18 protein-coding genes and 1 riboswitch are annotated in these 18,099 nt (G+C 70.4%); of the genes, 15 read left to right on the forward strand and 3 right to left on the reverse strand.

What is annotated here, in order from left to right:
• The first annotated feature begins 206 nt into the window (after positions 1 to 206).
• Entirely contained in the window at positions 207 to 1,748 is a 1,542-nt protein-coding gene (locus ACIOGX_RS05795; protein ID WP_401910671.1) for an RDD family protein, read from the forward strand.
• A 215-nt stretch (positions 1,749 to 1,963) separates the two neighbouring features.
• Entirely contained in the window at positions 1,964 to 2,704 is a 741-nt protein-coding gene (locus ACIOGX_RS05800) for an RDD family protein (RefSeq protein ID WP_356508670.1), read from the forward strand.
• Here ACIOGX_RS05800 and ACIOGX_RS05805 read toward each other — a convergent pair.
• Positions 2,690 to 3,004 (reverse strand): hypothetical protein, encoded by a 315-nt coding sequence (locus tag ACIOGX_RS05805; RefSeq protein WP_356508668.1) that lies wholly within the window; start codon positions 3,002 to 3,004, stop codon positions 2,690 to 2,692. The genes ACIOGX_RS05800 and ACIOGX_RS05805 overlap by 15 nt on opposite strands.
• Positions 3,005 to 3,420: 416 nt before the next feature.
• Here ACIOGX_RS05805 and ACIOGX_RS05810 point away from each other — a divergent pair, with 416 nt between their 5' ends.
• Positions 3,421 to 5,835: an immune inhibitor A domain-containing protein gene (locus ACIOGX_RS05810; RefSeq protein WP_356508666.1), complete on the forward strand. Its 2,415-nt coding sequence runs from the start codon at positions 3,421 to 3,423 to the stop codon at positions 5,833 to 5,835.
• 124 nt (positions 5,836 to 5,959) lie between these two features.
• Positions 5,960 to 6,280: a hypothetical protein gene (locus tag ACIOGX_RS05815; protein ID WP_129769066.1), complete on the forward strand. Its 321-nt coding sequence runs from the start codon at positions 5,960 to 5,962 to the stop codon at positions 6,278 to 6,280.
• Between the two features lie 52 nt (positions 6,281 to 6,332).
• Here the strand turns inward: ACIOGX_RS05815 and ACIOGX_RS05820 are convergent, their stop codons facing one another.
• Together ACIOGX_RS05820 and ACIOGX_RS05825 are read right to left on the reverse strand one after the other, a co-directional pair.
• Positions 6,333 to 6,935 (reverse strand): isochorismatase family protein, encoded by a 603-nt coding sequence (locus tag ACIOGX_RS05820; protein WP_356508664.1) that lies wholly within the window; start codon positions 6,933 to 6,935, stop codon positions 6,333 to 6,335.
• Positions 6,936 to 7,181: 246 nt separating this feature from the next.
• Positions 7,182 to 8,561: a nicotinate phosphoribosyltransferase gene (locus ACIOGX_RS05825; RefSeq protein ID WP_383966507.1), complete on the reverse strand. Its 1,380-nt coding sequence runs from the start codon at positions 8,559 to 8,561 to the stop codon at positions 7,182 to 7,184.
• 140 nt (positions 8,562 to 8,701) lie between these two features.
• Here ACIOGX_RS05825 and clpS point away from each other — a divergent pair, with 140 nt between their 5' ends.
• The 11 genes from clpS (at position 8,702) to ACIOGX_RS05880 (ending at position 18,036) form a co-directional block, all read left to right on the forward strand.
• A complete protein-coding gene (gene clpS / locus ACIOGX_RS05830) occupies positions 8,702 to 9,007 on the forward strand; it encodes an ATP-dependent Clp protease adapter ClpS (RefSeq protein ID WP_030355090.1) in 306 nt (101 codons plus the stop codon).
• Complete coding sequence (locus ACIOGX_RS05835) at positions 9,007 to 9,585, forward strand: DUF2017 domain-containing protein (RefSeq protein ID WP_129769063.1); 579 nt, start codon at positions 9,007 to 9,009, stop codon at positions 9,583 to 9,585. The genes clpS and ACIOGX_RS05835 overlap by 1 nt, the downstream gene beginning before the upstream one ends.
• 334 nt (positions 9,586 to 9,919) lie before the next feature.
• Positions 9,920 to 11,386: an amino acid permease gene (locus ACIOGX_RS05840; RefSeq protein ID WP_401910678.1), complete on the forward strand. Its 1,467-nt coding sequence runs from the start codon at positions 9,920 to 9,922 to the stop codon at positions 11,384 to 11,386.
• An 87-nt stretch (positions 11,387 to 11,473) separates the two neighbouring features.
• The gene (locus ACIOGX_RS05845) at positions 11,474 to 11,887 is read left to right on the forward strand and encodes a Mov34/MPN/PAD-1 family protein (protein WP_129769061.1); all 414 of its coding nucleotides are present in this window, start codon (positions 11,474 to 11,476) and stop codon (positions 11,885 to 11,887) included.
• Between the two features lie 52 nt (positions 11,888 to 11,939).
• A riboswitch (cobalamin riboswitch) is annotated at positions 11,940 to 12,072 on the forward strand.
• Positions 12,073 to 12,120: 48 nt separating this feature from the next.
• The gene (locus ACIOGX_RS05850) at positions 12,121 to 13,119 is read left to right on the forward strand and encodes an ABC transporter substrate-binding protein (protein ID WP_356508829.1); all 999 of its coding nucleotides are present in this window, start codon (positions 12,121 to 12,123) and stop codon (positions 13,117 to 13,119) included.
• A 7-nt stretch (positions 13,120 to 13,126) separates the two neighbouring features.
• Entirely contained in the window at positions 13,127 to 14,167 is a 1,041-nt protein-coding gene (locus tag ACIOGX_RS05855; RefSeq protein WP_356508660.1) for an iron ABC transporter permease, read from the forward strand.
• Positions 14,164 to 14,940: an ABC transporter ATP-binding protein gene (locus ACIOGX_RS05860; RefSeq protein WP_401767786.1), complete on the forward strand. Its 777-nt coding sequence runs from the start codon at positions 14,164 to 14,166 to the stop codon at positions 14,938 to 14,940. The genes ACIOGX_RS05855 and ACIOGX_RS05860 overlap by 4 nt, the downstream gene beginning before the upstream one ends.
• Before the next feature lie 69 nt (positions 14,941 to 15,009).
• Positions 15,010 to 15,123, forward strand: a complete 114-nt coding sequence (locus ACIOGX_RS05865; protein WP_345790136.1) for a putative leader peptide — start codon at positions 15,010 to 15,012, stop codon at positions 15,121 to 15,123.
• Positions 15,124 to 15,238: 115 nt separating this feature from the next.
• Positions 15,239 to 15,541: a MoaD/ThiS family protein gene (locus ACIOGX_RS05870; RefSeq protein ID WP_356508656.1), complete on the forward strand. Its 303-nt coding sequence runs from the start codon at positions 15,239 to 15,241 to the stop codon at positions 15,539 to 15,541.
• Positions 15,541 to 16,491 carry a PLP-dependent cysteine synthase family protein gene (locus ACIOGX_RS05875; protein WP_129769057.1) on the forward strand — a complete coding sequence of 317 codons (951 nt, stop codon included), beginning with the start codon at positions 15,541 to 15,543 and terminating at the stop codon, positions 16,489 to 16,491. Before ACIOGX_RS05870 ends, ACIOGX_RS05875 begins: the two co-directional genes overlap by 1 nt.
• Positions 16,492 to 17,283: 792 nt before the next feature.
• Positions 17,284 to 18,036, forward strand: coding sequence for an MBL fold metallo-hydrolase (locus tag ACIOGX_RS05880; RefSeq protein ID WP_356508654.1), 753 nt, complete (start codon positions 17,284 to 17,286; stop codon positions 18,034 to 18,036).
• Positions 18,037 to 18,099: the final 63 nt, after the last annotated feature.

An 18,099-nucleotide genomic window follows, 5' to 3' on the forward strand; every position in this document is an offset into this window, starting at 1 on the left:
GGGGGTCGCCACGCGGGCGGGCACGTGCGTACGGTGTTCCGTACGCCCTGGCGAACGAATCGCACCCCGTAGCCTCACGCTTCGCATCGGCGTCCGCGGTCCGCCGCGCGAACGCGGCCGTTTCTGCCGGTCTCCTTCCTCAGGGCCTCGTGTTCTTCGTTACTGTCCTCCTTGGACAATGGTGTGAGTGAACGGAGTTGGGGTCAGTGGCTACTCCTCCTGGTGACGGCGGGAACGTACCCCGGGAAGGGTTCTACCCGGATCCGTCCATCCCTGGATATGTCCGGTACTGGAACGGCGCGGCCTGGGTGCCCGGCACGAGCCGGCCCGCGCCGCAGGACGGGGAGGCGGCGCCCGGTACCACCCCGGCGGGTCCGGCCAGCTCCACCCCGCCCGCCGCCGTCGAGGAGACCGGACCGGTCTTCTTCGACGAAGACCCTCCCGAGGGGCCCCGCCAGGAACCGGCGTCCGCGTGGCAGGCCGACGCCTCGCGGCAGACCGGCTTCGGCGGTGAGCGCGACGCCCGGGTGTCCTGGGGAGCGGCCCGGCCGGATCCGCGCGTTCCGGGCCAGGCGCCCGAGCCCGCCCGTGAACTGCCCGCGCCCACACCGGGCGATCCAACCGGCGGCGCCCTGCCCGGTGTACGCGCGCTGGGTCCCGGTGCGGGCTCCGGATCCGATTCCGGGTCGGGGTCCGGCGATGGTCCGCCGCTCACCGACGGTACGGTCGCGATCCGCGGCCTGCGACGCGGCGTCAGGCCCGGCTCCGGCCCAGGCATCGGCTCCGCGTCCGGCTCCCCGTCCGGCTCAGCGTCCGGCTCCGGAGAAGGCGCGGGCGCGGGAGAGACGCCCGCGCCGCGCGAGAGCGGGCAGCAGTCGGTCGACAGCACGATGGCCATCCGCGCCCTGCGCGCCGCCCGCCGTGCGAAGGACGAGGACGCCTCGGCCGGCGGTACGGCGCGGCCCGACGGCACCATGACACTCGGGGCGCTGACCCAGGGCGCCGCCGGTACGGGCCGGGCGGCGGAGCCGTCGCCGCTTCCCGTGCCGCAGCAGTCCCCGCCCACGGCAGGCCAGAACGCGCCCGTCAGCCCCGGCACCGGCGGCGGCGCGGCGTCCTGGGCCCAGCAGGCGCACCCGCTCGCGCAGCAGGGCCACCTCGGTCAGCCGGGTCAGCATGGCCGTTCCGACCAGCCGGACCAGCCCGTCGTGCCCTGGAAGCCCCCGGTCAACGACCCGTTCCTGCAAGCCGCGCAGGCCCAGGCGAACGCCAGGCCCGCGGCTCTCGGCAAGCGCTTCGCGGCCCGGCTGATCGACACCGTGGTGCTGGGCGCGATCGTCGGCGCCCTCGCCTTCCCACTGGTGTCCAAGGCCCTCGCCCATATCGACGACAAGATCGCGGCGGCCGAACAGACCGGCGAGACCGTCACCGTCTGGCTGCTCGACGGCACGACCGGGGCCTGTCTGGGCGGCGCGCTCGTCGCGCTGCTGATCGTCGGGGTGCTCTACGAGGCGCTGCCGACCGCCAAGTGGGGCCGCACACTGGGCAAGAAGCTGTGCGGTCTCGACGTACGGGACATCGAGACCCACGAGGCCCCGGCGTTCGGCGCCGCGCTGCGCCGCTGGCTGGTCTACGGCGTACTGGGGGTGCTCGTGGTGGGCGTCCTCAATGTGCTCTGGTGTCTGATCGACCGGCCCTGGCGGCAGTGCTGGCACGACAAGGCGGCCCATACGTTCGTGTCGGGCTGAGGGCCGGGCGGCTGCCGGTGATCCGACAGCCGGTGATCCGGCAGCGCTGATCTGACAGCGGTGATCCGACGTCAGTGATCCGGCAGCAGTGATCCGACAGCGCTGATCCGACGTCCGGGCCGTCGGTCCGACGTCCGGGCCGTCCTCGGCCGGGCGTTCCTCCGAACGGCGGGCAAGCCGTTGCGGCCCCCTGCCCGGCGCGGTGCACTGCCCACATGAGCCATGATCAGCCGCCGCCCGGCGAGCCCCCCGAGGAAGACCCGTTCCTCAAGAAGCCGCAGGGGCCCTCATCCGAAGGGCCCTCGCACGAGGGGCCTCCACCCGGGGAGCCTCCGCCGTCGCAGGGCCCGCCGCCGGGATCTCCGTACGGCTCCCCGTACGGTGCCCCCTACGGCGGTGCCGGCGGGCAGCCGCCCCCCGGCTCCCCGTACGGTTCCGGTGACTACGGCCAGGGTCCGTACGGCGGTACGGATCCGCTCGCCGGGATGCCGCCGCTCGCGCCGTTCGGTACGCGCTTCCTGGCCCGGGTCATCGACGCCCTGATCATCTTCATCCCGCTGGGGATCGTGTCGCTGTTCGTCGGGGGCTGGAACACCGCGAACAGCACCGGCGCGTGGGACGAGGTCACCGATCAGGTGAATACCGGCACGCAGTGGATCTGGTCCGTCATCTCGATCGTGCTGTTCGTCGCCTACGACACCCTGCTGAACCACAAGTACGGGCAGACCCTCGGCAAACGCTGGCTCAAGCTGCGCGTCGCCATGCTCAACGACGGCGCGGTCCCCGACACCGGCTCCGCGCTGCTGCGCGCGGTGGTCCTCTGGGTGCCGGCGCTGCTGTGCTGCCTCTGTATCTGGTGGGCCATCATCATCGTGTCGATCCTGGCCAGCAGGCCCTATCGGCAGGGCCTGCACGACAAGGCCGCCAGAACGGTCGTGGTGTCAGCGGCGCAGTGAGGGCTGGCCCACCCGGGCCTCGGCCCGCTGTCCCGCCGGCTCTCCTGTCCGCTGTCCCGGCAGCTGTGCGCTCGTCGCCGTGGGCGTGGCGGGCCGCGGCGCGGGGGCCGTACGCGCCGTCGCGGGACGGCTGTTGGCCGGGAGGGTCAGGGCGACCAGCAGCCCCAGGCTCAGAGCGGCGATTCCGATCACCGCGATGCCGAGACCGGCGGTGGTGCCGGAGAGCAGAAGCATGACGAGGGTGGAACAGACGACGGTGGCGGTGCCGTAGGCGAGCTGTGCGGCAGTCGGACGCGGCATGGCGGAATCCGTCCTAGGGGCGTCATATTCGGGGGTGTTGGGGGGTGCTTCGTCTATCTCGCACGTACGTCGCAGGGCGGGTCGCACTCCCAAGCGACTCTACGACGGTGGATGCCCGAGCGGAGCGAGTAGTAAGCGTGACCTCACCCACGGTGCCGGTGCACGGGGGGCGCATCGAGTCACGCCCCTGGCCGACTGGCCGTATCGGTGCGCCGGTTGTCCGAAAACGTCCGGCTCTGGAGTCATGTCCGCATAACGGAACCGGAAGGCCGCATAGTGCAGTTGACCGGTCCAAGTCAAGGTCTGTCTTTTCTTCCTTAACTCCGGTCCAATGTCGTCACTTATGACGCGCATACGCGCGCGGATCCATCACTCCCGGTCCGCGGATCGCGTGCGCCGGGGAGGACAAGCATCAAGTGATCAGCAATCGACGGGCGAGAAGACTGTCCGCGGTGATCGTGGCTCTGGCCGCGACCGCTGCCACGGCCTCAGCCTTCACCACGGCTCAGGCCCAGGGCAACCCCGCGTCCGGCTCCGCGGACATCGAGCGCCGTGACCCGGCGCCCCAGAAGGGCCATGTCGAACACGACTTGGACGGCCCGTTCAGCAAGCAGCAGGCACAGCAGCGCGAGGCGGCTCTCCAGCAGGTCATCGCCGGTGACGCCAGCGTGCAGAAGCGCGGCGGCTCCCAGGTGGTCAAGCTCGGCGACAAGAAGTACGTCGAGCTGGGCCGGGAGAAGACCGACAAGATCTTCACCATCCTCGTGGAGTTCGGCGACAAGGTCGACGACACCACGATGTACGATCCGGACGGCCCCGACGGGCCGCAGCCGCCCGTCAAGAAGTTCGGCGGCGAGCCCGGCCCCCAGCACAACGAGATAGCCGAGCCCGACCGCAAGGTCGACAACTCCACCGCCTGGCAGGCCGATTACAACCAGGCCCACTTCCAGGACCTCTACTTCGGTGAGGGCAAGGACGCGAGCGGCAAGCAGAAGGAGTCGCTCAAGACCTACTACGAGAAGACCTCTTCCGGCCGTTACTCGGTCGACGGCGAGGTCTCCGACTGGGTCAAGGTCGACTACAACGAGGCCCGTTACGGCTCGAACTACTGCGGCAGCAGCAACTGCGCCAACGTCTGGGACGCGGTGCGCGACGGTGTCACCGCCTGGACCGCGGACCAGAAGGCGCAGGGCAAGTCGGACGCCGAGATCAAGGCGGACCTCGCTCAGTACGACCAGTGGGACCGCTACGACTTCGACAACGACGGCAACTTCAACGAGCCCGACGGCTACATCGATCACTTCCAGATCGTGCACGCGGGCGAGGACGAGTCGGCCGGCGGCGGCGCCGAGGGCGAGAACGCCCTGTGGGCGCACCGCTGGTACGCGTACGGCACGAACGCGGGCAGCACGGGCCCGGCCGACAACAAGGCCGGCGGCACGCAGATCGGTGACACCGGCATCTGGGTCGGCGACTACACGATGCAGCCGGAGAACGGCGGCCTCGGCGTCTTCGCCCACGAGTACGGCCACGACCTGGGCCTGCCCGACCTGTACGACACCGCGGGCGGCGAGAACTCCACCGCCTTCTGGTCCCTGATGTCGTCGGGTTCCTGGCTGGGCACCGGCAAGAACGAGATCGGCGACCTGCCGGGCGACATGACCGCCTGGGACAAGCTCCAGCTCGGCTGGCTCAACTACGCCAAGGCCAAGGCCGCGACGAACTCGGTCCACAAGCTGGGCGTCTCGGAGTACAACACCAAGAACCCGCAGGCGCTCATCGTCGACCTGCCCAAGAAGTCCACGACCACCACCGTGGTGAAGCCCACCGAGGGCTCCAAGCAGTGGTGGAGCGACATGGGTGACGACCTCAAGAACACCCTCACCCGCTCGGTCGACCTGACCGGCAAGTCCGCGGCGTCGCTGGAACTCCAGGGCTGGTGGGACATCGAGGCCGACTACGACTACCTCTACACCGAGGTGTCGACGGACGGCGGCGCCAGCTTCACGCCGGTCGACGGCACGGCCGACGGCAAGTCGATCCCCCGTGACGCCGCCGACAAGCCGACGCTGACCGGTGTCTCGGGCGCGTACAAGAAGCTCGTCTACTCGCTGGACGCCTACGCGGGCAAGAAGATCGACCTCCGCTTCCGCTACCAGACGGACGGCGGCGCGGGCGGCAAGGGCTTCGCCGCGGACGAGATCAACCTGGTCGCCGACGGCGCGCCGGTGTTCACGGACAACGCCGAGGGCGACGACGCGGGCTGGACCGCGAAGGGCTTCTCGCGCATCGGTGAGTCGTTCACCCAGGACTACGACCAGTACTACATCGCCGAGAACCGTCAGTACGTCTCGTACGACAAGACCCTCAAGGTCGGCCCGTACAACTTCGGCTTCACCGCGCCGAACGACGGCAAGGTCGAGCACTTCGCGTACCAGCCCGGTCTGCTGATCTGGCAGTGGGACACCTCGCAGAAGAACAACAACACCAGCGAGCACCCCGGCCAGGGTCTGATCCTGCCGGTCGACGCGCACGCCAAGCCGCTGAAGTGGGCGGACGGCACGCTGATGCGCAACAGGATCCAGGCGTACGACTCGACGTTCAGCTGGTGGCCGACCTCCGGTCTGTCGCTGCACAAGGCGGACAAGCTGACGCGGATCGCTCCGCAGCTCGGTGCCCCGGTCTTCGACGACCGCAAGGGCACCTACTGGAACGAGGAGAACAAGGGCGGAAGCGTCCGGGTAACTGACACGAACACCAGGATCAGCATCATCAGCCAGCCCCTGGACGGGCAGACGATGACGGTCAAGGTGGGACCTTCCGGTAAGTAACCCCAAGTAACAGCAGGTCAAGTGCGTGATCGGCCGTCGCCCTCTAGCGGGCGGCGGCCGTTCGTGTTTAGGTGCGTCCTACGATCTCTTATTGACACGATGTCTCACGGGGGAGATGAAGGACATGGCAGGCGGAGGCTTCAGCAAGCTCCCGAACGGCACGGTGGTGGTGGCACTGACCCTGCCCAGCCCGGCGGCCGAGGGCGGTACGGTGCGCGTTCTGGTGCACGCCGCGAACCGGGCCCGCGCCCTGACCAGGCTGCGGAACCTGGGGCTGCGGGCGGTCTATCTGCGGGGCAACGCGGAGCCCCCGACGCCGGACGAGATCACCGCGGTGCTCCACCACCCGGACGGCCTGCTGTGGCGGACCACCCCGGAGTGCCTGGAGCAGCTGTGGCAGCCGATACGAGCGCTGCTGAGGCCCGCGGCGAGGGCGGGGTACTGAGGGGGCTGGGGGCTTCCGGAAGGTCCGAGGAGAGCCGGACGGGCGAGCGGTCTCAGGCGGGCTGGACGACCGGCTTGCCCGTCAGCTCCGCACCCGCCTCGCGCAGCTCCTCCATGGCCCGCTCCGTGGTCTCCCGGGCCACGCCGGCCGTCAGGTCGAGCAGTACGCGCGTGACGAACCCCTCACGGACCGCGTCCAGCGCCGTGGCGCGTACGCAGTGGTCCATGGCGATACCGACCACGTCGACCTCGGCGACCGCACGCGCCCGCAGCCAGTCCGACAGCCCGACGCCGTTCTCGTCGCTGCCCTCGAAGCCGCTGTAGGCCGCCGAGTACGCGCCCTTGTCGAAGACCGCGTCGATCGCGCCGGAGGCGACGGCCGGGGCGAAATTCGGGTGGAAACCGACGCCCTCCGTGCCCGCCACGCAGTGCACCGGCCAGCTGTGGACGAAGTCGGGGACGGCCGGCGGCGCCGCGAAGTGATCACCGGGGTCGATGTGGTGATCGCGGGTGGCGACCACATACCGGTATCCGGGGGTCGCGCGGCCGATCAGATCGGTGACGGCGGCGGCCACCTCGGCGCCACCCGCCACCGGGACGCTGCCGCCCTCACAGAAATCGTTCTGCACGTCTACGACGATCAATGCGCGGTGCATGGCGGTCATCCTTCGATGGGGAGCGGGTGATGCCGGGGGAGGGGTGGTACCGGGGCGCGTGACGGGGACTGTTCGGGGACGTTTTCGAGCCTAGAGACTCCGCCCCCGTCGCGGGAGACCCAGACCGTGTCCGGTACGGACCCGTGTCGCGTGAGACCCAGGCCGTTGTCCGGTACGGTCCCGTACCCCCACCGCTATCACGGCCCCCTCCGCCTCGCACGTACGCGTTCCTCCGGCTGCCCGGTCTCACACGTACTCGGTCGGGATCACGGGCTCGCCCCGCGACAGCTGTATCGCCGACATCGGCAGCCCCGCGCGCGCCGCGATATGCCGGTCGCGCACGGCGTCCAGCGGCTCGCGCGCGACGATCTCGCCGCCCTTGACCAGCTCGACCAGCAGCTGCCGGTCCAGCAGCTCCGGCGGCACCGGGCCGGTGCCGACGACCTCGGCCTCGGCGTACCCCTCGGCGTCCCGCCGCCGCGCGGCCCACTTGCGGCCGCCGATGGAGGTCTTGCCGCCCAGCGACTTCTTCGCCACGGGGTGCAGCGGGGCCTTCGGGTCGTTGGAGGTCGCGCGGGCGACGATCTTGTAGACCATGGAGCAGGTCGGATGCCCGCTGCCGGTGACCAGCTGCGTGCCGACGCCGTACGCGTCCACCGGCGCCGCCGCCAGCGAGGCGATCGCGTACTCGTCCAGGTCCGAGGTCACCACGATCTTGGTGTTCACCGCGCCCAGCTCGTCCAGCTGCTGCCGTACCCGGTGCGCGACCAGCAGCAGATCGCCGGAGTCGATCCGGACGGCGCCCAGCTCGGGGCCCGCGATCTCCACGGCGGTCCGTACGGCCTCGGCCACGTCGAACGTGTCGACGAGCAGCGTCGTCCCCCGGCCGAGCGAGTCGACCTGTGCCCGGAAGGCGTCCCGTTCGCTGTCGTGCAGCAGGGTGAACGCGTGCGCGCTGGTGCCCACCGTCGGGATGCCGTAGCGGAACCCGGCCGCCAGGTCCGAGGTGGTGTCGAAGCCGCCGACGTACGCGGCGCGCGCGGCGGCGACCGCGGCCAGCTCGTGCGTACGGCGCGCGCCCATCTCGATCAGCCCGCGCCCGCTCGCCGCCGCCGCCATCCGGGAGGCCGCCGCGGCGATCGCCGAGTCATGGTTGAGGATCGACAGGATCACGGTCTCCAGCAGCACGCACTCGGCGAAGGAGCCCTCGACCCGCAGGATCGGCGAGCCCGGGAAGTACACCTCGCCCTCCGGGTAACCCCAGATGTCCCCGCTGAAGCGGTACGAGGCCAGCCATTCGATCGTCGCCGCGTCCACGATGTCCTGCTCCCGGAGGAAGCCCAGGACATCCGCGTCGAACCGGAAGTTCTCCACGGCGTCCAGGACGCGTCCGGTGCCGGCCACGACCCCGTACCGGCGTCCCTCGGGCAGTCGCCGGGTGAAGACCTCGAAGACCGAGCGCCGGTCGGCCGTGCCCGCCCGGAGCGCCGCCCGGAGCATCGTCAGCTCGTACTGATCGGTGAAGAGCGCGGTCGACGGCACGCCCACCCGTCGCCCGCCGCCACCCTTGTCCGGATGCGCTTCGCGCGCTTCCTCTTCCGGCAAACCCAGGTCCGCAGTGTTCATACGACGATGCTACCCAATACTCGTCACCTTGACGATTTCTCGTGGCCGTTTGTGCGACACGCCGCGACGGGTGGCAGCATGGGTCAGGTGAGGCTGTGAATTCCGGCACGCCCCCGCAGAGAAGAAGGTCGTCCCGAACCGTGAGTGTTGCCCCGACTGAGATCGAACGCCCCGAATCGGCCGAGGAGACTTTCGCCGTCCCCGAACCCGATGTGCCCTGGGTGACGATCGTGCACAACGACCCGGTCAACCTGATGAGTTATGTGGCGTACGTCTTCCAGACCTATTTCGGCTATCCGAAGGACAAGGCACACAAGCTGATGCTCGACGTCCACCACAAGGGCCGCGCCATCGTCTCCAGCGGCAGCCGCGAGGAGATGGAGCGCGACGTCCAGGCGATGCACGGATTCGGGCTGTGGGCCACCCTCTCGCAGGACCGCGCCTGATGGCCGGGCAGTTCGAGGCGATCCCGGGCGGCGGCGCGGCCGTCGCGCTCGACGAGGTCGAGGTCTCGATCCTGCGCTCGCTCGCCGTACAGCTGCTGGAGCTGATAGGGCCGGGTGACGAGCCGGCCCAGGGCGAGGACCCGCTCGCCTCGCTCTTCAGCGAGGGACCGAGCGAGCCGCCCGCCGACCCGGCGCTGGCCCGGCTCTTCCCGGACGCGTACGGCGATGACGACGACGAACTACGCGAATTCTCCTCAGAGTTCAGACGGTTCACGGAGAACGACCTGCGCGGCCGCAAGCGCGAGGACGGCCTCGCGCTCGTCCGTACGCTGGACGCGCTCGCCGTGGAGGGCGGGGGCGCCGCCGTCCTCAAGCTGACCCCCGACGACTGCCGGCACTGGCTCGGCGCGCTCAACGACCTGCGGCTGACGATCGGCACCCGCCTGGAGGTCACCGACGAGGACGAGGGCGGCGAGCTGTACCGGCTGCCCGACTCCGACCCGCGCAAGCCGATGGTGATGGCCTACCTCTGGCTCGGCGCGCTCCAGGAATCGCTTGTCGAGACACTCATGCCGTGACTCCCGCGGGTCATATGCCGGTTACCGGCAGTCCCCTTTCCGTACGCTCAGGTGACGCTCAATTCGGCATAACGATCCCGTCACCGCTCCGGCGACCTTTGCGGTTCGCGGTGCGATTCGTCCGCTTCTCCCTGTGGCCTGTGCCACAGCGCGCTCCGTCGGCCGCCCGGTTCGCCGTGATAGATCTGCACGACCCCCCGGGGACGCCACCCCTGTCCCCGGGGGTGCTTCGGCCGGCCGACCGCCGGCGGCACTCCATCCATATCCGGGGGGATCAGGAACTGGTCCGCGGCCGAGCACGGCGCGGATCTGTATGGAGAAAGGGCGCACGACCATGACCTCAGCGCAGGTCGACAAGGAGTACGGCGGCGACCGGACCGCCGGAGGACCGGCCGCCGACGGCACCTCGGAAGAGGGCTACGAGCGCGGACTCGGCAGCCGTCAGGTCCAGATGATCGCCATCGGCGGCGCCATCGGCGTCGGGCTCTTCATGGGCGCCGGAGCGAACATCGCCAAGGCCGGACCCAGCATCATCCTCATGTACGCCCTCGCCGGCGTCGTGATCTTCTTCATCATGCGGGCGCTCGGCGAGCTGCTCCTCTACCGGCCCGTCTCGGGCTCCTTCGCGGAGTACGCCAGAGAGTTCCTCGGCCCGTTCTTCGGCTTCGCCACCGGCTGGACGTACTGGCTGATGTGGGTCGTCACCGGGATGGCGGAACTGACCGCCGCGGCCATCTACATCCACTTCTGGTTCCCCCAGATCCCCCAGTGGGTCAGCGCCCTGGTCTTCCTGGTGGTGCTCTTCGGCGTCAACCTGATCTCGGTGAAGATCTTCGGCGAGGTCGAGTTCTGGTTCTCGATGATCAAGGTCACCGCGATCATCGGAATGATCGTCATCGGTCTCGGCGTGCTCACCCTCGGCTTCTCCGACGCCGGTGACACCGCCAGCGCCTCCAACCTCTGGGCCCACGACGGGATCTTCCCCAACGGCATCGGCTCCAGCCTGATGACCCTCCAGGGCGTCATGTTCGCCTACCTCGCCGTCGAACTGGTCGGCGTCACCGCGGGCGAGTCCGAGAACCCGGAGAAGACCCTTCCCAAGGCGATCAACACGCTGCCCTGGCGCATCATCGTCTTCTACGTGGGCGCGCTGTCGGTCATCCTCGCGGTCGTCAAGTGGACCGAGTTCTCGGCGGGCGCCAGCCCCTTCGTCCACGCCTTCGAGACGATGGGCATCCCCCTCGCGGCCGGCATCGTCAACTTCGTCGTGCTGACCGCCGCGCTCTCCTCCTGCAACTCGGGGATGTACTCCACCGGCCGGATGCTCCGCGACCTCGCCGCCAACAGCGAGGCGCCCAAGCTCTTCGGCAAGCTCAACTCCCGCAAGACCCCGGCCTTCGGCATCACCGTCTCCGTCGCCCTCATGGGCATCGGCGTGGTCCTCAACTACATCGTCCCGGAGAAGGCCTTCGGCTATGTGACATCCGTGGCCACCGCCGCCGGTATCTGGACCTGGATGATGATCCTCATCAGCCATATCCGCTACCGCCGCGGGGTACGGGCGGGCCTGCTGCCCGCCTCCTCGTTCCCCGCCCCCGGCGGTTCGCTGTTCAGCTGGGTCGCGGCGGGCTTCCTCGCCCTCGTCACCTGTCTGATCGCGTACGACAAGGACGCACGGGTCTCCCTCTACGTGGGGGCGGTCTGGGCGGTCTGTCTCCTCATCGGCTGGCAGTACCTCAAGCGCCGCGCCCCGCGGACCACGGCCGGCGACTCCACCCCGGAGTACGCCTCCGCGGAGTGAATCCGCCGAGACCCCGACGGCCCCTGGAAAAACCGGGAAACTCCCTCCCGGATCCAGGGGCCGTACTCGTCCCTTTATATTTTCTCCATGCTCACCATCACCCAGGCCCTGCACGACAAGATCGTCGAGCACGCGCGCGCCGACCATCCCGACGAGGCGTGCGGCGTGGTCGCGGGTCCCGCCGGGACCGGCCGGGCCGAGCGGTTCATCCCCATGCTCAACGCCGCTCGCTCGCCCACCTTCTACGAGTTCGACTCGGCGGATCTGCTCAAGCTCTACCGGGAGATGGACGACCGCGACGAAGAGCCGGTGATCATCTACCACTCGCACACCGCGACCGAGGCGTATCCGTCCCGTACGGACATCACATACGCCAACGAGCCGGGCGCCCACTACGTCCTCGTCTCCACCGCCGACCACGACGACTCGGGCCCCTTCCAGTTCCGCTCGTACCGCATCGTCGAGGGCGAGGTCACGGAAGAGGACGTCGAGATCGTCTGAGGCCCGGGACCGACCGAGGCCGGGATCGGCCGAGGCGCCCGTCGCGGCGCTCACCAGGTCTGACACACTGAGCGCCGAACCGAGGCGGCGGGGATCAGGAAGCCGGTGTGAATCCGGCGCGGTCCCGCCACTGTGACCAAGCCCAGCTTGGCAGCCAGGAACTGACCTGCCGCCCTTCTCCCACCAGCCAGGGGACGCGGAAATCCCCCGGAGGAGGCCCTGCCGTGTCTGTGCTGTCCCGGCGCCGCCGTGCGCTCACGTCCGCCGCCATATCCGCCGTACTGCTCCCGCTCGCCGCCTGCGGCGGCGCCACCTCCACGGACGCGAAGGACGGCGCCCCGGCCGCGGCGACCGCGCCCGGCTTCCCGTACACCGTCACCAACTGCGGCGTGAAAACCACCTATCAGGCGCCGCCGAAGCGCGTCGTCACCATGAACCAGCACGTCACCGAAGTGATGCTGGCGCTCGGCCTGGAGAAGTCCCTCGTCGGCACCGCCTGGCTGGACGACCGGATCCTCCCCGCCTACGAGAAGGCGTACAAGAGCGTCCCGGTCCTCGCCGAGGAGTACCCCTCCAAGGAGCGGCTCCTCGCCGCCAACCCCGACTTCGTCTACGGCGGCTACGCCAGCGCCTTCGCCGCCAAGGACGGCCGCGGCCGCGACGACCTCCAGTCCGCGGGCATCCACACCCGGCTCAACGTCGAGAACTGCCCCAAGGGCAGGGCGACCCTCGACGACGTTTACCGGGAGGTCCGCGAAACGGGCCGCACCTTCGGCGTCCCCGACCGCGCCGAGAAGTGGATCGCCACCGCGCGCACCACCGTCACGGACACCGCCGCCCTGCTCAAGGGCGTCGAGCCGCTCTCCGTCTTCGTCTACGACAGCGGCGACAAGACCGCCTTCACCGCCGGCGGCACGGGCATCGGCAACGAACTGATCACCCGCGCCGGCGGCCGCAACGTCTTCGCCGACCTCGGCAAGTCCTTCGGCGACGCCACCTGGGAACAGGTCGTCGCCCGCAAGCCCGACGTCATCGTCATCTACGACTACGGCTCCACCACCGTCGCCCAGAAGAAGAAGCGGCTGCTGGAGGACCCCGTCCTCAAGGACGTACCGGCCGTCAGGAACAAGCGGTTCGCCGTCATGCCGCTCTCGGACGTGGTCCTCGGCGTACGCGCGCCCGACGCCATCGAACGGCTCGCCGCGCAGCTCCACCCCGAGTCCGTCAAGTAACCCGGCCATGACCAGGACCACCCCGCCCGGCCACGGGCGGCTGCGCTACACCCTGGTGCTCGGCTGCCTCGCCGCCGCGCTCGCCACCGCCGTCGTCGCGGGACTCGCCCTCGGCTCCGTACGCATCCCGCCCGGCCAGGTCATCACCATCCTCACCGGCGGCGCCGACCCCAGCCCCTTCCGGACCATCGTGCTCGACGTACGGCTGCCCCGCGTGCTGCTCGGCGTGATCGTCGGCGCCGGGCTCGCCGTCGTCGGCTCCGTCCTCCAGGCGCTCGTACGCAACCGGCTCGCCGACCCCTTCCTCCTCGGCATCTCCTCCGGAGCGTCCGTCGGCGCCGTGCTCGTCATGGTCCTCGGCATCGGCGGCGGGATCACCACCACCGTCGCCATGCCCGCCGCGGCCTTCGCCGGCTCGCTCCTCGCACTGGCGCTGGTGTACGGGCTGGCGCGCCGGCGCTCCACGATGACCGGCGGCCGGCTCGTCCTCGCCGGGGTCGCCGTCTCGTACATCCTCTCCGCGCTCACCACCCTCATCCTGATCGTCTCGGCACGCCCCGAGCACTTCCAGGAAGCCGTCTACTGGACCTTCGGCGGCCTCGGCAGCGCCCGGTGGTCCACCCTGCTCCTGCCCGGCGTCGTCCTCACCCTCGGCACCGCGCTGCTCATGGCGCTGGCCCGGCCGCTCGATCTGCTGCTGGCGGGCGAGGAGGGCGCGACCGCGCTCGGCCTGGACACCTCGCGCTTCCGCGCCGCGGTCTTCGTCCTCGCCTCCCTGGTCACCGGCGTGATGGTGGCCGCGAGCGGCGCCGTCGGCTTCATCGGGCTGCTCGTCCCGCACGCCGCCAGAATGGCCGTCGGCGCGGGCCACCGCGCCCTGCTGCCCGTCGCGGCACTGGGCGGAGCCGTCCTCCTCGTCGTCGCCGACCTCGCGGCCCGTACCGTCGCCGCGCCCCAGGACGTGCCCGTCGGCGTACTCACCGCGCTCACCGGCGGCCCCGCCCTCCTGTGGCTGATGCGCCGCCGCCCCGAAGGAGCCCCCGTATGACGGCGACACTCCGCCTCGAAGGACTCTCCTGCACCACCGACGGCCGCCTGCTCGTCGACAGCGCCGACCTGACCGCCGCCCCCGGCGAGACCGTCGGACTCGTCGGCCCCAACGGCAGCGGCAAGACCACCCTCCTGCGCTGCGTCTACGGAACACTCCGCCCCAGCCACGGACGGGCCCTGCTCGACGGCGACGACCTGCTCACCATGACCCCCAAGGCCAGGGCCCGCCGCGTCGCCACCGTCCCGCAGGACGGACAGCTGGACTTCGAGCTGACCGTCCGCGAGGTCGTCGCGATGGGCCGCTCCCCGCACAAACGCTTCTGGGAGGCCGACACCGCCGCCGACGCCGCCCTCACGGAAGCCGCGCTCGGCCGCGTCGGGATCGCCGGCCTCGCGGACCGCGCGTTCCCCTCCCTCTCCGGCGGCGAACGCCAGCGCGCGCTGGTCGCCCGCGCCCTGGTCCAGCGGCCCGCCCTGCTCGTACTCGACGAACCGACCAACCACCTCGACATCCGCTACCAGCTCGACATCCTCACCCTGATCAGGGAGTCCGGGACCACCAACCTGCTCGCCCTGCACGATCTGAACCTCGCCGCGTACTACTGCGACCGCGTCTACGTCCTCCAGGAAGGCCGGATCGTCGCCTCCGGCACCCCGCACGAGGTCTTCACCGCCGAACTCCTCGCCACCGTCTACGGGGTGACCGCCGAGGTCAGCACGCACCCCGCCACCGGCGCGCCGACCGTCGTCTATCTGCCCCCGTCCGCCTGACGGATAGGGACCGTCCGGGATACGAGATCACATGCCGGACCGCCGACCGGGAATCGTTACGATGACCGCATGGTTTCCCACGACGTGAGCGACAAGACGCCGAGCACCCCGCTGCTCGTGGCGCGGCTGCACGTCGATCTGTGCCGCCTCGCCAGTGCCATCTGTCCCGGCGCCGCGGGCTGAGCGACGCCCCCGAGCGACGCCTGCCGCGATCCGGCCGTCCGGACCACGTATCCCCTCGCGCGGGGGCCCGAGCCGCGCCCCCGTCACGCCCTCTCCCGATACAGGAGCCCATGCCATGGCCATCGAGGTCCGCATCCCGACCATCCTCCGCACCTACACCGACGGAGCCAAGGCCGTCGAGGGCAGTGGCGACACGCTCTCCGCGCTCTTCGACGACCTCGAAACCCGGCACGCCGGCATCCGGGAGCGGCTCATCGACCCGGCCAAGGACAACCAGCTCCGCCGCTTCGTGAACGTCTACCTCAACGACGAGGACGTCCGCTTCCTCGACGGCGTCTCCACCAAGCTCGCCGACGGCGACAGCGTCACCATCCTCCCGGCCGTGGCCGGCGGCGCGCTCGACACGTACACGGTCTGATGCGGTACGACTCCCCGCTGGCGGCGGTCGGCAACACGCCCCTGGTCCGGCTCCCACGGCTCTCACCGTCGGACGACGTCCGGATCTGGGCCAAGCTGGAGGACCGCAACCCGACCGGCTCGATCAAGGACCGGCCCGCCCTGCACATGGTCGAACAGGCCGAGAAGGACGGCCGGCTCACCCCGGGCTGCACGATCCTGGAGCCCACCAGCGGCAACACCGGCATCTCGCTCGCCATGGCGGCCCGGCTCAAGGGCTACCGCATCGTCTGCGTGATGCCGGAGAACACCTCCCAGGAGCGGCGCGACCTGCTCGCCATGTGGGGGGCGGAGATCGTCTCGTCCCCGGCGGCGGGCGGCTCCAACACGGCCGTACGGGTCGCCAAGGAGCTGGCGGCCGAGAACCCGTCCTGGGTGATGCTCTACCAGTACGGCAACCCGGACAACGCGGGCGCCCACTACGCCACCACCGGCCCGGAGATCCTGGCCGACCTGCCCTCCATCACGCACTTCGTGGCGGGCCTGGGCACGACGGGCACGCTGATGGGCGTGGGGCGCTACCTGCGCGAGAACGTCGAGGGCATCCGGATCGTCGCCGCGGAGCCGCGCTACGACGACCTGGTCTACGGCCTGCGCAACCTGGACGAGGGCTTCGTCCCGGAGCTGTACGACGAGTCCGTCCTCACGACCCGCTTCTCCGTCGGCTCCGCCGACGCGGTCACGCGCACCCGTGAACTGCTCCAGCAGGAAGGTATCTTCGCGGGCATCTCGACGGGCGCGGCACTGCACGCGGCGATCGGCGTCGGCCGCAAGGCGGTGAAGGCGGGCGACAGCGCGGACATCGTGTTCGTGGTGGCGGACGGGGGCTGGAAGTACGTGTCGACGGGCGTCTACACGGCGGCGACGACGGAAGAGGCGATCGAAAGGCTGCAAGGCCAGCTCTGGGCGTAGCGCCTCCCGGCGGGGGGCCGTGGGTACGGGTGCGTTTCGGCTCGGGCCGGTGGCCTGCGTGCGGGTTGTCGCCGGGGTGCGCTCCGGGGCTCGCGCCCGGGACTGCATGCTGTGCTTTTCCGGGGGACACCCCCGGACCCCCGTACGGCGCGCAGCTGCCCAGACGATGGTTCGGGCGTTCGCGCGCCACACATCACGCTCTACGTCCCGGACACGACCCCTGCGCGCCCCCCTTCACCGCCCGTCACGGACTGGCGCGGCCGTGCGCGAAGGCGGTTGAGACAGGCGGCAGCCCTCTCCCGCACCCGGCCCACTCACCCCCGCCGGGGCGGCGATCGGTCGTGACCACCGGGGCGCACCCACCCCCTCACCCTCACCAGGTCGGCGGGTTGTGGGGGGACCACCGGCGGGAGGGGGTCGGGGGCGTAGGAGGTGCGTGTCCGGACACTAAAGCGTGATTTGTGGCGCACGGACGCCCGAACCATCGACTTGCCGGAGTCGCGCCGTAAATCATGCCGTCCGGACATGTGCCTCCGGAGGCCCCGGCCCCCGGCCCACGACAACGCAACCGCAACCGCAACCCGGCGACCGCACCGCACCCCCCGCCGAAGGCGCACCGCACCGCACCCCGCCCCCGCCGGCAGGCGACACCCCATCCGAACCGGTGACAGGCCAGGTGAGTTCCCCCACAACGGCCCACTGTGGAGGAGCGACCCGCCCTTTCGCGCCTTACGCTCGACGAACCGCACGACCCCCGTCGCCCCCCTTCCATGCCACGGAGGTTCCCGCTCCATGAAGCTCACCGTCGTCGGCTGTTCAGGCTCGTTCCCCTCCGCGGGGTCGGCCTGCTCCAGCTACCTCGTAGAGGCCGACGGCTTCCGGCTGCTCCTCGACATGGGTAACGGCGCCCTCGGCGAGTTGCAGCGCCACGTTGGTCTCTACGACCTCGACGCCATCTTCCTGAGCCATCTCCACGCCGACCACTGCATCGACATGTGTGCCTACTTCGTCGCCCGTTACTACCGGTTCGACGGCGGCCGCTGTGACGCCATCCCCGTCTACGGCCCCGAGGGCACCGAGCAGCGTCTCACCACGGCGTACGCGGACACCCCCTCGGACAAGTCCATGAGCGAGGTCTTCGACTTCCACACGCTCAAGCCGGGCTCCTTCGACATCGGCCCCTTCTCGGTACGGACGGAGAAGGTCGCGCACCCCGTCGACACCTTCGGTATCCGGGTCGAGCACGGCGGCCGGTCGCTCACGTACTCGGGGGACACCGGGGTCTGCGAGCCGCTGGTGGAACTGGCGGAGGACACGGATCTGTTCCTCTGCGAGGCGGCCTTCACGCACGGCAAGGAGGATGTCGTCGGGCTCCACCTGAATGGCCGTGAGGCCGGCGCCCATGCCGCGCGGGCGCGGGCGCGCAGGCTGGTGCTCACGCATATCCCGCCCTGGACGGACGCCGAGCGGAACCTGTCCGACGCGCGCGATGTGTACGCGGGCCCGGCGGAGCTGGCCGTTCCCGGCACGGTGTACGAGATCTGACCGGCCGCGGAACCACGTACAGCCGTGGGCCCGGCCGTTCCTGACGACGGCCGGGCCCACGGA

This window comes from Streptomyces sp. NPDC088147, assembly GCF_044741565.1.
Lineage (GTDB): Bacteria > Actinomycetota > Actinomycetes > Streptomycetales > Streptomycetaceae > Streptomyces.